The sequence below is a fragment of the Riemerella anatipestifer genome (assembly GCF_009670965.2).
GTDB classification, from domain to species: domain Bacteria; phylum Bacteroidota; class Bacteroidia; order Flavobacteriales; family Weeksellaceae; genus Riemerella; species Riemerella anatipestifer_B.
On sequence record NZ_CP073239.1, the window covers coordinates 827,505 to 842,029 of the forward strand.

Consider the following 14,525-nt stretch of genomic DNA (forward strand, 5'->3'; position numbering starts at 1 on the left):
AACCATCATTTTTAACACAAAATTTAGTTAGAAACTTTATTAAATTTGATTCATTGAAAAATAGTATAAAAAACACACTTAGAATAGGAGCTATTATTTTAGGAAGCGTTGTTATAATATTAAGTATACTAGTACTTAGCCTTAATATTCCTGTCGTTCAGAACTTCGTTAAAGACCGTGTTGTAAGTTATGTTGAAACTAAAATAAAAACTCCTATAAGTCTAAAAAGAGTTTACATTAGCTTCCCTAATAAGTTAGGACTAGAAGAACTTTATTTAGAAGAAAAAAATAAGGATACACTAGTACATATCAACAAGTTAGATGTTGGTTTAGATATTTTTCAGCTTTTGCAAAACAAAGCAGACTTCACATCTATTGAATTAGATGGACTTAGAGCCAATGTAAAAAGAGACGAACAAGGGCGTTTTAATTTCGATTATATACTGGACGCTTTCGCTAGCAACAAAGACGAAGAAAAACAAGATTCTAAGCCTTTCATTCTATCTCTAAATAAAATAAAATTACAACGCGTTAATGTCAATTTTAATGATTTTCAGCAAGGAAACCATCTGAAAATAGAATTCAATAATTTCGAAACAAAAGTTAAAGACTTTAATCTTGAAGAAAATATTTATGCCCTCAATGGGCTTACTGCTGATGATCTCAAACTAAAATTAAAACAAGAGATATTAAAGGAAGCTATAAAAGAAACTGCAAAAACAATAGATAGTCTTTCAGCCAAAAAACCGATGCAGATAAAACTAGATTTTCTGCGTTTTACCAATTTTGATGTAGACTATGCAGACAATACTACTCAATCTTATTTCAAGGTTTTATTTAAAGAACTATCTGGGGATTTTAATAATATAGATTTACCTGAAAATAAATATGATATAGACCAAATTAAACTTCTAGGTGCCAAAATAAATGTGGATCTCAAAAGTTCCTCTCAAAACAAATCTTTACAAGATGAGCTTCCAGAAAACCCTGCAAAAGTCAAGAGTAAAACTCCCAATGTAAAACTTAATTTGTTCGCTTTAGATGATGTAATGTTATCCTATAATGATAATTCAAAAAAGCATCAACAAGGATTTGATGCTAATCATTTAAACTTCAAAAAACTCAATGTAAATATTAGAGATTTTAGAATGTTGAATGAAGAGCTGACTGGTTCCGTAAAAAAAGTAGAACTTTACGAAAAGAGCGGACTTGCAGTAAAGAATTTCAAAACCGACTTCGCGTACAAGAAAAATATAGCATACCTTAAAAATCTGCTTTTGGAAACCAACAACAGTATTCTTAGAGACGAAGCTGTAATTACCTATAATTCTCCGCAACAACTGTCTAGTAACATAGGCTCTGCTGGGCTAGCCATTAACCTTAGAAACTCTAAAATAGGCTTCAGTGATTTGTATTTATTTGCTCCTGATTTAAAGAAAAATGAGATACTTAAACAATATCCCAAATCAGTGCTAAACATAGATGCTAACTTAAGAGGTAAAGTAAATGATTTAAATATAAACACATTACACATTAGTGGTTTAGGTAGTACAATATTGGATATTTCGGGACAAATAAAAAATGTAACTAATCTTAATTTACTAAATTACAATATCGCCATTAACGAGTTAAAGACAACCCAAAAAGATATACAAAACTTAGCTCCTAGAAATAGTATCCCCTCAAACATTGAACTACCTCAAACTATTTCTTTAAAAGGCACTGCTAGAGGCAGTACTTCCTCTGTTTTATCCCACCTGAAGATAAATACCAGCTTAGGAGACCTTAGACTAGATGCCTATGCTAACCTTAAACCCAAAAATGGAGAAAAATACACCATCTTAGCAGAAGCGGAAAAACTCGTTCTAGGAAAATTATTAAGGAATAAAGATTTAGGAATATTTTCAGGAGAAATAAAAGCAAATGGAGTAGGGTTTAACCCTAAAACGTCCCAAACATCAATCAACGGAAATATTAAAAAATTTGACTTTAAAGGCTATCGCTATACAGGTGTTAATCTCAAAGGGAGTCTAATGACAGGGAGATTAACTGCTCATATTATGTCTAAAGACCCTAATGCTAATTTAGATCTTAAGCTAGCAGGCAACCTCAACAAAACTTCGAATATAAAACTCAACGGAAATATTGAATTGCTAAATCCATATAAGCTAAATTTATATAAAGAACCGCTAGCCATATCAGGTAAAATAGATAGTGATTTTAGTAATATTAACCCAGATTTTCTCAACGGCTATATTCTTTTAGAGAATTTTAAAATCACACACAAAGACCAAACTTTACCTTTACAAGAAATTAAACTTGAAGCATTATCTAACCCTAATGAAAACAAAGTAAATTTAAAATCTCAAGTTGTAGATGCCTCTATACAAGGCAAATATAAACTTACCCAAATTTCTGATGTTTTCCTAAAAACACTTAATAATTACTATGAATTTAGCCCTGCCTCTAAGTACAAAAAGAACTTAGAACCTAACCAGCACTTCACGTTGAATGCTAAAGTAAAAGATGACAATCTTCTAAGAATATTTGTACCTGATTTAAAATATTTTGATGGAGGAGATATAACAGGTGCTTTTGATTCAAATCAACAAAAGATAGAGTTTCAGGCGGATTTCCCAGTAGTAGAATATGCAGAATATAAACTTAGTGGGCTATCACTTAACATAAACAACAGTCAAGAAGAACTAAGATATAGACTCGGTCTAACAGAGGTAACTAATGAAAATTTAGCCTTACATCAACTCGATTTGAATGGAACCATTAACAATAATAATATCGGAATTAACTTTAGCACTAAAGACTCCAAAGGGACAGAGCAATATGCGTTAGCTGGTATATTTAGAAATGAAAAAAACATCAATAAATTTAGTTTTATTCCGCAAGGTTTAATGCTCAACTATGATAAATGGCAGGTAGAAGAGCAAAATGTTATCGGCTTTGGAAAGGAAGGTATATTTGCTGATAACTTTAATCTTACCAAAGGAAACTCTTCCATTTCGTTGCAAAGCCAAGAACAAAAATTAGGTAGCCCATTAAATATCTCCATCTCTAATTTTAAAGTAGAAGATATTACAGAGATGGTAAAAAAAGACAGTCTTATTGCTAGTGGCTCTGTTAATGGTAATGCATTAGTCTCTACTTTTAAGCCCAATTTAAAGGTAGATGCAGACCTAAATATATCTAACCTAAAGCTAAAAGGAAACAGAGTAGGAAATCTAGATATAAAAGCCAATACCAAAGTGATTGACTTAATTGATACCAAAATTGCTCTTACAGGAGAAGGCAATGATGTACAATTAGAAGGTAACTATCACCTCAAAAAAGGGGACTTAGGATTTATTTTAAACCTTAATAATCTTTCCACTAAAACTTTAGAGGCGTTTGCCTTAGGTAATATAAAAAATGGAGAGGGCTATTTTAGTGGAAAACTAAACATCAATGGTACGGCTCAAAAACCTCAAATAAGAGGTGGGATAAAATTCAATAATGTAGGGCTAGAGATTGCTAAAACAGGAACTGTTTTTAAAAATATTGAAGATGAAATAAGGTTTTCAGGACAAAATATTGTTTTTGAACAATTTAAATTGCGTGATACAGAAAATAACAATTTACTCATAAACGGAGATATACAAACCGAATATTTCAAGAAATATGCTTTCAATCTTGATGTTAATGCCAAAGATTTTAAGCTAGTAAATTCTGAAAAAGATAATGATAAAATGATGTACGGTGTACTCTCTCTAGATACCAATCTAAGGATAAGAGGTAATTTGGATTTGCCAAAAGTGGACGGGACATTATCTGTAACCGATGCCACAGATTTTACCTTTATACTCCCTCAAAGTACTCCTACGAAACAAGATAGAGAAGGTATTGTTGAATTTGTAGACAAAGCTAAATTTGGATTGGCTAAAAATGAGGCAGCAGACACTTTAAGCTCCAAAAATCAACTTAAAGGTATGGATATCTCGGTTAATATAGATATAGATAAAAATGCGAAAATGTCTCTAGTTATAGATAAAGCCAATGGCGATTTTGTAAAACTACAGGGGCAAGCACAGCTCACAGGAGGTGTATCTCCTTCCGGAAGAACCACTCTCGTAGGTGTCTATGAGGTACATTCTGGAGCCTATGAGATGTCCGTGAATATGCTCAGAAGAAAATTTGAAATAAAAAAAGGAAGTACCATTACATGGAACGGAGAACCTACTGAAGCCGATATGAATATAACTGCAATTTATACCACAGAAACGGCTCCTCTAGATTTGGTACAGCAACAGTTGGCAGGACTTAGCCCAAGAGAGCTTAATCAGTATAAACAACGTATTCCTTTTAATACCCACCTCATTATGAAAGGTGAACTCATGAAGCCCGAAATCTCTTTTGACATTACAACAGAGGATAAGAACGCCGCAGTAAGTTCTACCGTAATATTAAATACAGAGCAAAGACTAGCTCAGCTTCGTCAAGAAACTTCAGAGTTAAACAAACAGGTCTTTGCCCTTCTACTCCTCAATCGTTTTATTGGAGAAAACCCTTTTGAAACGAGTTCAGGAATATCCGCTGAATCAATGGCAAAACAAAGTGTTAGTAGAATTTTAAGCCAAAGTTTAAACGATTTAGCTGGAGATTTAATTGCTGGTGTAGAACTTAATTTTGATCTAGAATCGTCAGATGATTATTCTACTGGAGAAAGAACCTCAAGAACAGACCTAAATGTAGCTTTGAGTAAAAAATTACTTAATGATAGGCTCAAGGTATCTTTAGGTAGTAATTTTGGATTAGAAGGAGCTACTAGACCTGGAGAACAAGCCTCTAATATAGCAGGAGATATTATGGTAGATTATATGCTTTCTAAAGACGGTAGATATCTTCTAAGAACTTACAGAAAAAACCAATATCAAGTAGCTCTACAAGGGCAAGTTATAGAAACAGGATTAGGCTTTGTAATCACTCTGGATTACAACGACCTTAGAGAAATTTTAAAAAAGAAAAAGAATAAAAAACAATAGAATATCTTTCTTCAAAAATGAAACATATAATCAAACAATATTCAATATTCATACACATTGTTTATATCAGTATTTTTATAGTAGGCTGCTCTGGAGCTTCTACCCTTAAAGAAGGAGAAATTTTATATACTGGAGCTAAAATCAAAATAAAATCAGAACAATTGGACAAAAACGATATTTCTGAGCTGAAAAAAGGTACGGAGAGCAAACTTTCTCCTAAACCTAATGCTTCATTTTTAGGAATGCGTCCTAGATTGTATTTTTATAAATGGGCAGGAGAAACTAAACAAAATAAAGGTCTGCGATATTGGATTAAAAATAAACTAGGAGAAAAACCTATTCTTCTACAAGATGTAGATAGAGAGTTTAATAAAGAAATTACCGTTAATTATGCAGAAAATATTGGCTATTTTAATACTAAAGTAAGATATGATACCCTCACAAAAGGTAGAACTGCTAAGGTTTTATATACTATAACTCCTTACAATAGATATTTTATAGATACCGTAAACTTCCTGTCTTCCACCAATGAAGAGGTAGTAGAAGATATAAAAGCAACACAAAAACAAAGCCTAATAAAACCACAAGAACCCTATAATCTCGAAATAATAAAAAATGAGAGATTCCGTATAGATACTTATATGAAGGAGAATGGATATTATTATTTTAGTCCAGATAACATCATTATTCAAGCGGATAGCACTGTAGGAAACAATAAAGTTGCAGTCAATGTAAAACTAAAAGACCAAACTCCAGAACTTAGCAAAAAAAAGTTTAGTATAGATAAAGTAATTATTTACCCCGATTATAGCATACAAAATGTAGAGAAAGGAAATATTACCATTCCCACTACGACTGACGGTCTAGAAGTTTACAAAGACATGTACATTATAGACCCTGAAAAAAAATTTAAACCACAAGTTTTTGATAGGACTATGTACTTTCACTCAGGTGAAATTTATAACAGAAGAGACCATAACCTTACGCTTAAAAGACTTATAAATCTAGGTGTTTTTAAGTTTGTGAAAAATCAGTTTATCATTTCAGATTCTCTAAATAATAAGTTTGATGTGTACTATCTACTCACCCCAAACAATTTTCAATCACTCCGTATCGAAGCATTAGGTAAGACTAATTCTGCAAACTTTAACGGCGGAGAGATAAATATCAATTGGCTTCATAGAAACTTATTTAGAGGTGCTGAACAGCTAAGAATTACTTCTTATGGAGGTATGGACGTACAAGCTGGAGGTCCTAGAGCTTTCAGTAATATATTGAGATTTGGAGGCAACGCTCAACTTACTTTCCCAAGGATTATAGCTCCTTTTAAGTTTCATACCAGTTCAGAATTTGTTCCAAGGACACAAATAAATCTAGGATACGACTATCAGCGAAGAACAGGACAGTATACTCTACATAACTTTAGTACCTCTTTTGGCTATTTGTGGAAAGAAAATGCACAGAGAGAGCACGACCTTAAAATATTTAGTGCTACTTATGTTAACCCTCAGAATATTTCAGATGAATATAAATCCCTAGCAAAGAGCTATCCTAGTTTAGCTAGAGCAATAGAAAGACAGTTAGTTTTTGGACCTATGTACCAATATACATACACCAATACCATCATACCTAGAACACACCAATTCTACTTTCGTGGTATAGCCGACTTATCAGCCAATCTTACAGGATTACTGTCCAATGCAAATGCAAAAGAAGGAAGACAAAAAACCATACTAGGTGTACCCTTTAGCCAGTATGCAAAATTGGATACAGACTTTCGTTACTACTATAATATAAACTCTAAAAATGTTTTAGCTGCAAGGCTAATGATGGGATTAGCTTACCCTTACGGCAATTCTATTACAGTACCTTTTTCTAGACAATTTTTTGTAGGAGGAAGTAATAGTATCAGAGCCTTTAGAGCTAGAACACTAGGTCCAGGTAGTTATGACCCAAGAAACCAACAAGGTAGTTTCTTTTTAGACCAAGCTGGAGATATTAGACTGGAAACTAACCTAGAATATCGTTTAAACATCTATCGTTTTCTTAATTTAGGTTTATTTTTAGACGCTGGTAACATTTGGCTTATCAATGATGACCCTACTCGCCCAGGTGCCAAATTTAGTAAAGACTGGACTTCCGAAATTGCCGTAGGAGGAGGCTTAGGGCTTCGATTTGATTTTAATATATTTGTACTAAGGACAGATCTTGCCATTCCTTTAAGAGTACCTTATTATAGTAAAGATGAACGATGGAGGTTTAATCATATTGATTTTAACAACTCTTCTTGGAGAAGAGATAATCTAATCCTAAACATAGCCATCGGCTATCCTTTTTAGAAATTTAGATAAAAAGACCATTATGAAAAAGAATTTTAAATTTTATTGGGAAACTATAAAAAAAGCCGTTACAGAATGGAGTAGCTCTAACGCTGATAGAGATGCTGCAGGAATTGCCTACTATGCCATATTTTCCATACCTGGATTACTTATCATTTTAATTTGGCTTATGGGATTTATTTTTGGTGATGCTAATTTCCAACAGAAAATACAAGAAGAAGTAACCCAAGCTATGGGTTCAGACACTGCAAAAAGTTTAGATGATATTCTAAAATCCTCAATGATAGACCAAGACGGAATCATCATGAGAATTATTGGGGTTGCAACACTCATTTTTGGTGCTACCACTTTATTTTTTCAGCTTCAAAAATCACTCAATGAGTTATGGGATGTAAAAGCAGAGCCCAAAAGAGCTTTATTAAAATTCTTGACAGACCGCGCTAACTCGTTAGGCATGATACTCATTATTGGCTTTCTAATGATGATTACAATGATTTTATCTACACTTATAGGGCTAACTAATGATTTTATCTCTCAACACCTAGGGCTAGAGACCTACTATATTATACAAATCATAAATATACTTGTGGGTTTCCTTATTGTTGTTCTACTGTTTGCTCTTATGTTTAAAGTCCTTCCCGATGTCCAACTCTCTTGGCATTCTGTATGGGTAGGCTCATTCATTACTGCTTTTTTGTTTACCTTAGGTAAATCTCTATTAAGTCTTTACTTCAGCCATTTTAAACCTACATCTGCTTTCGGAGCAGCTGGTTCCGTTATTCTAATTATGATGTGGATAAATTATACTTGCAGACTCATCTTTTTTGGAGCAGTATTTACCAAAGTTTATACCTACCGTAAAGGACTAAAAATACAACCATCTCTACATGCCGAATGGACTTCTGACAGAAGAGAGCCTTCTTCATACTAACTATTTCAAGGTATGAACAAAAAATTTCAGCATAAAAATATCCTCATCACAGGAGGCGCTAGCGGCATCGGGAAAATTATGGCTAGGCTTTCGTTGGAGAAAGGTGCTAAAGTGATTATTTGGGATATTGACCAAGTAAAAATTGATGAAACTATCCTCCAGTTTTCATCACTAGGTTCTATCTTCGGATATAAGGTAGATGTTTCCAATTATGACGAAGTACAACACATCGCCACAAAAACTAAACAAAAGATTGGTAATATTGATATTCTAATTAACAATGCAGGGATTGTGGTAGGCAAATATTTCCACGAACATTCTCAAAAGGATATTTTAAAAACCATAGAAATCAATACCATTGCACCTATGGTAATTACTAATCTATTTTTACAGGATATGCTCACACAAAATTCAGGACATATCTGCAACATTGCCTCTTCGGCAGGATTGGTATCTAATCCCAAAATGTCCGTATATGCAGGGAGCAAATGGGCTGTTGTTGGTTGGTCTGACAGCCTTAGGTTAGAAATGAAACAGTTGAAAAAAAACATCAAAGTAACCACCATTATGCCTTACTACATCAACACTGGAATGTTTGATGGTGTAAAATCCGTTCTACCTATATTAGACCCTGAAAAAGCGGCTAAAACTATCATCAGTGCTATAGAAAATAACAGAAAAATGGTAACGCTTCCTAGGTATATCTATCGTTTAACTCGTATAGGTCAAGGACTATTTCCTCTTCGTTTTTTTGATTGGTTTGCAGGAAGTTTACTAGGAATCTATAAAACAATGGCTGACTTTAAAGGTCATAAAAAATAATTATACCAATGGAAACTTCAAAAGCCGAAATATCAGTACTCGTCCAAAAACAAAAAGCATTTTTTGCGACTCAACAAACCAAAGCTATTGATTTTAGACTAAAGCAATTATCTCTACTAAAACAAGCCATACTAAAGTATCAACCCGAAATAGAAGAAGCCTTATGGAAAGATTTACACAAATCTAAAGAAGAGGTTTACCTTACAGAAATTAGCATTGTTCTCAACGAAATTAATTATCATTTAAAAAAAATAAAAAATTGGGCTCGCCCTAAGAGGATTTGGTCGCCCATTTCGGTACTTCCTGCATCTAGCTGTATCATCTACGAACCTTTGGGTGTGACCCTTATTATCTCTCCGTGGAATTACCCATTCCAACTTCTTATCAATCCTCTTGTAGGAGCCATTTCCTCTGGCTGTTGTGCTTTACTAAAAACCTCTCCTGACGCTCCACATCTTGCTAATGTAGTGGAGAAAATGCTAACAGAATATTTTCCAAAAGAGTACATTACCCTCGTTAAAGGTGGACGAGAAACCAACACCTACTTGTTAGAGGAACGTTTTGATTTTATTTTCTTTACAGGAAGTCCATCTCTAGGAAAAGTGGTTATGAAAGCGGCGGCAGAAAATTTAACGCCCATTGTTTTAGAATTGGGTGGTAAAAGCCCTTGTATTGTGGATAAAGATGCAAACCTTAACCTTGCTGCTAAAAGAATTGCGTGGGGAAAACTCATCAATGCTGGACAAACTTGCATCGCCCCAGATTATCTTTGGGTACACCGTTCAGTAAAAAAAGAGCTTCTTGAAAAAATAGCTTACCACATTAAAGAAATGTATGGTTCTGATGTTAAATCTAGCCCTTTTTACCCTCGTATTGTAAATGATAAATCAGTAGAAAGGCTTTCTAAGTTTCTTAATGAAGGAAATATCTATTTAGGTGGAGAAGTAGATTCCAGCCAAAAATACATCGCTCCAACTATTATAGATAATGTAGAGCCTCACTTCGCTATTATGCAAGAGGAAATTTTTGGACCATTGTTACCTGTAATGACATTTGACCATATTGATGAACCTATCTCGTACATCAACCAACATGAAAAGCCATTAGCATTGTATTATTTTGGTAAAACTAAAACTGCTAAAGAGGTAATTTCAAAAACAAGTTCGGGTGGAGGTTGTATCAACGATACACTTATGCATATTGCCAATCATCATCTTCCTTTCGGTGGTGTTGGGAATAGTGGTATGGGCAAGTACCACGGAAAGTACAGTTTTCTAGCCTTCAGTAATGAAAGAGCTATCGTAAAAACGCCTACATTTTTAGACCTTCCGTTCAAGTATGTTCCATTTAAGTTTTTTGAATGGGTAAAGAAAATGATATAGTTTTGCTAATAAAAAAACCTCAGAATAAATATTTATTCTGAGGTTTTTAAAGAAGTCAATCAAGTATCAAAAATGTAGAAACTAATCTACATCTTTATTCAAAAATTTGTTTTCTCTAAGTTCTACTCTGCCATTGTTATCAGCTAAAAAACTACTGATACGCTCATCAGAAGGGCTATCATCTAACTTAATGTTTTTTCTTCTGAAAGCAGGTACTGTTTCAAAAGTATTTTCCTCATCTACATTTTGGTAACGAGAATTAAATTCTTTTAGCTTATTTCTTCTCTCCTGTACTTTAGAGTCTTCTACTTTTTTCTCTATAAAAGTAAAAAGCGTTTCCTCTTGAGCTATTTCTTCATTACGAAATATAGATTTTTCTTCTACTTCATGAATTACTTGAGGCTCTTGAGACGCAACAGTATTAGATACCGTTTTTACTTCCTCTTCAAAAGCAGGCTCTTCTTCTTTTATTTTAAAGCTGAACTCTACAGGTTTTTCATCTAAGAATAAAGATTTGGTAGGTTGTATGCTACTTTCGTCTTTTGATTCAAAAGTAAAAGATATTCCTTTTGGTTCTTCGTATCCTTCATCATAAGAGAATAAATCTAATTCATTACTTCCTTCTTCAAACTCTTCATTAACCTCTTCAACATAGGTCATTGGTTGCACTTCTTGAACCGCTAACTGCTCTCCGCTTAATCTATTTGCTGAAAATTGTGGTGAAGAAAAATCATCTTCTTCATCTAGCTTCACGATGTTTTTCTCTGTAGCAACAGAACCTAACCCTGCATTCTTAGCATCAGAAGAAATTTTAAATGGAGATTCTCTTCTAACTGAATTTGCCGTTTCGTGTAAAGGTACCTTAACTACTTCCGTAGGACCTGCATTGATGTGGTTTTCATTAGTAAATCCCGTAGCAATTACCAATACTCTAATAGCATCACCAAGTTCTTCATCTGTACCTACACCAAAGATAATGTTAGCTGTATTTCCTGCCTCGTTTTGGATATAATCGTTGATAAGACCAATTTCGTCCATCGTAGCTTCAGAAGCCTCATCAGAACCACTCTGAATAAGAAGCAACACATCTTGAGCTCCTGTAATTTTGTTATCATTAAGAAGCGGAGAGTCTAATGCCTTTTTAACAGCTTCTTCTGCTCTCTTCTCACCTGTAGCACTTCCTGTGGACATCAAGGCTGTACCTGAATTCTGCAATACTGATTTAGCATCACGGAAGTCAATATTGATAACAAAAGACCCCGTAATTACCTCTGCCATACCTTTGGCTGCATTGGTAAGCACCTCATCTGCCTTAGAAAAACCTTGTTTAAATCCTAAGTTACCAAACTGTTGTCTTAGTTTATCGTTGTTTATCACAATGAGAGAATCCACATTATTTCTTAGTTTCTCTAGTCCTGCTTCAGCTTGGTCTAACCTTCTTTTTCCTTCGAAAGAAAACGGAACTGTAACGATAGCGACCGTCAAAATCCCCATTTCCTTCGCCGCCTTAGCAATAATAGGTGCTGCACCCGTACCTGTACCACCGCCCATACCAGCGGTAATGAACACCATTTTGGTATTTTGTCCTAGAGTGCTTTTTATCTCGTCTATACTTTCTATTGCAGCCTTTTCTCCCACTTCTGGGTCTGCACCAGCACCTAAGCCTTCTGTAGTTGTGATACCTAACTGAACTTTATTAGAAACGGGATTGTTATTTAGTGTTTGTGCATCTGTATTACAAATGACAAAATCTACACCGTGAATCCCTCTTTCATACATATGTTTTAAGGCATTGTTTCCTCCACCACCTACACCTATCACCTTGATAATAGATGAGTTGCCTTTTGGTAAATCAAATTCAAAACCTGTTTTATTGGTATTTTCCATTACTTCATTTTAAATGACTAAATTACTTAATTATTCCGATTCCTCAAAGAATTTTTTTATCTTTTCTAAGATGTTTTGCCCTATAGTAGGCTTTTTAGAGGCATTTTGCTGAACCACAGTCTCATTATGAGTTGGTTTATCACTATCTAAAATTTTATCTTCTTGGTTGGTTTCATCAGAAACTGTTTGGCTAGAAACAGATACTTCTTCCTGAACTAAAGAATTAGTTTTTTTATCTCTAATAGACAAACTTTCCATTAAAAGCCCTATAGATGTTGCAAATTCAGGGCTTTTTAAATGCTGGTTTTTATCGTTCGAAATATATTCATTAGCGTAACCTATACGGCTATCAAACCCTGTGATATAATTTGCGAGTTGTCTCAGATGTTTTAGATTAGAACCACCACCTGTAAGCACAATCCCTGCAATGAGTTTTCTTTTTTTCTCGTGTGCTCCATAGGCTTTAAGTTCAGTGTTTACCATCTCCAAAATTTCTTCCACTCTAGCATGAATAATTTTAGCCAATGTTTTTAGAGAAATTTCTTTTTCAGTTCTTCCATGAAGCCCAGGAATGGTAACAAAAGTACTCTCCTTCTCCAATTCTGGAACAGCAGACCCAAAACGAACTTTAAGTTGCTCCGCGTGTTTTTCTATAATAGAACAGCCATCTTTAATATCTTCGGTAATAATACCTCCTCCGTAAGGGATAACACAAGTATGACGGATAATATTATCCTTAAATATTGCAATATCAGTAGTACCACCACCTATATCTACAATAGCTACTCCAGCCTCCTTTTCTTCCTTAGTCAAAACCGCTTCGGACGATGCTAACGGTTCCAAAGTAAGCGACTCCATCTCTAGCCCAGCTTCTTTAACGCATCTGCTGATATTTTTAATGCTACTCATCTGCCCTACCACCACATGGAAATTAGCTTCAAGGCGTTTCCCGTGCATTCCTATTGGCTCTTGGATTTCGCCCTCCGAGTCTACCTTATATTCTTGTGGAAGTACATGGATAATCTCTTCGCCAGGAAGCATCACCAATTTCTTAACTTGATTTTTAAGCTCTTCTATATCCTCCTCTGTGATGTATTGGTCTGGATTTTCTCGCATAATATAATCCGAGTGTTGCAAAGAACGGATATGTTTACCTGCAATCCCCACCGTTACCTTAGTAATAGGTACGCCTGCACTTTTTTGAGCCTCGCTAACAGCTGTTTTAATGGAATTGATGGTTTGGGCAATGTTGTTTACAATCCCTTTATGTACACCTAAACTAGGTGCCACACCTACTCCCATAACCTCTATCTTACCGTACTGATTACGACGACCAACGATAGCAACAATCTTGGTGGTCCCAATGTCTAATCCTACTGAATACTCTTGGCTTTCCATTTATTTTGATTTGAATTTGATTTTATTTGTTCTTTTCTTCTTCTTTATCTGTTTCTTCTTTGTAACCTTTACTAAGTGTAGTTACAATCTGATTATCATATTTCAATGATATTTTGGTGTATTTATCAGATGGTTGATAAACCAAATACTTTTCTACAAACGCTTTGAAACCTTTTACTTTGAAATCTATATTTTCCAAGCTTCCTAGTTCTACTCTGTAGTTTTCTTCATTGGCAATAAGATAATAATTTTCTCTCTCTTTTACAATACCAATGAAAAACTTCTTACTAAAGTCGTCTTGATTTATCTTTTTTACCAGTTCTATCAATTGAGGATATTCCTCTGGTTGCACATTACCACTTATGAGCATACACGATGCTGAATAGTTACGATTGATAGGAAATTCCACCCCTTTCTCATCTACATAAAACTCTTTCTTCCCTTTGCTTAGCCTAAACACAGGAACTCTTTGCACAATATCTAAATGTAATATACCATCAAGGCTAAGATAAACATTGGCACTATCTACCGCGGAATATTCTGTGATTTTTCGTTCCAATTTGGGTATATCAATATCTCCAACTTTATTGGTAGTATTGGCTTTTTTAACAATGCTTTCTATTTCTTTCTCATCAATAAAATAGACTGGTTTTTCTCCTTGAATAATATTAACAGCCACTTTATCCATAGAGGCATTATTAAATCTTTTCATTGAAAAGTTTAACAAAAATCC

8 protein-coding genes are annotated in these 14,525 nt (G+C 34.3%); 5 read left to right on the top strand and 3 right to left on the bottom strand.

Annotated elements, in window-relative coordinates:
- The first annotated feature begins 53 nt into the window (after positions 1-53).
- Genes D1J36_RS03855 through D1J36_RS03875 form a run of 5 tightly spaced genes read left to right on the top strand, consistent with a single transcriptional unit; the run spans position 54 to position 10,507 of the window.
- Positions 54-5,033, top strand: coding sequence for a translocation/assembly module TamB domain-containing protein (locus D1J36_RS03855; protein ID WP_154137694.1), 4,980 nt, complete (start codon positions 54-56; stop codon positions 5,031-5,033).
- A 17-nt stretch (positions 5,034-5,050) separates the two neighbouring features.
- Positions 5,051-7,372, top strand: a complete 2,322-nt coding sequence (locus tag D1J36_RS03860; RefSeq protein WP_154137693.1) for a BamA/TamA family outer membrane protein — start codon at positions 5,051-5,053, stop codon at positions 7,370-7,372.
- Positions 7,373-7,394: 22 nt separating this feature from the next.
- Complete coding sequence (locus tag D1J36_RS03865; RefSeq protein ID WP_154137692.1) at positions 7,395-8,303, top strand: YihY/virulence factor BrkB family protein; 909 nt, start codon at positions 7,395-7,397, stop codon at positions 8,301-8,303.
- A gap of 12 nt (positions 8,304-8,315) precedes the next feature.
- Positions 8,316-9,125: an SDR family oxidoreductase gene (locus tag D1J36_RS03870; protein ID WP_154137691.1), complete on the top strand. Its 810-nt coding sequence runs from the start codon at positions 8,316-8,318 to the stop codon at positions 9,123-9,125.
- Positions 9,126-9,133: 8 nt separating this feature from the next.
- A complete protein-coding gene (locus tag D1J36_RS03875) occupies positions 9,134-10,507 on the top strand; it encodes an aldehyde dehydrogenase (RefSeq protein WP_154137690.1) in 1,374 nt (457 codons plus the stop codon).
- 81 nt (positions 10,508-10,588) lie between these two features.
- Here the strand turns inward: D1J36_RS03875 and ftsZ are convergent, their stop codons facing one another.
- Genes ftsZ through D1J36_RS03890 form a run of 3 tightly spaced genes read right to left on the bottom strand, consistent with a single transcriptional unit; the run spans position 10,589 to position 14,504 of the window.
- Complete coding sequence (gene ftsZ, locus D1J36_RS03880; protein WP_154137689.1) at positions 10,589-12,394, bottom strand: cell division protein FtsZ; 1,806 nt, start codon at positions 12,392-12,394, stop codon at positions 10,589-10,591.
- A 30-nt stretch (positions 12,395-12,424) separates the two neighbouring features.
- Complete coding sequence (ftsA, locus tag D1J36_RS03885) at positions 12,425-13,792, bottom strand: cell division protein FtsA (protein WP_004917047.1); 1,368 nt, start codon at positions 13,790-13,792, stop codon at positions 12,425-12,427.
- Positions 13,793-13,814: 22 nt separating this feature from the next.
- The gene (locus D1J36_RS03890; protein ID WP_154137688.1) at positions 13,815-14,504 is read right to left on the bottom strand and encodes a cell division protein FtsQ/DivIB; all 690 of its coding nucleotides are present in this window, start codon (positions 14,502-14,504) and stop codon (positions 13,815-13,817) included.
- Positions 14,505-14,525: the final 21 nt, after the last annotated feature.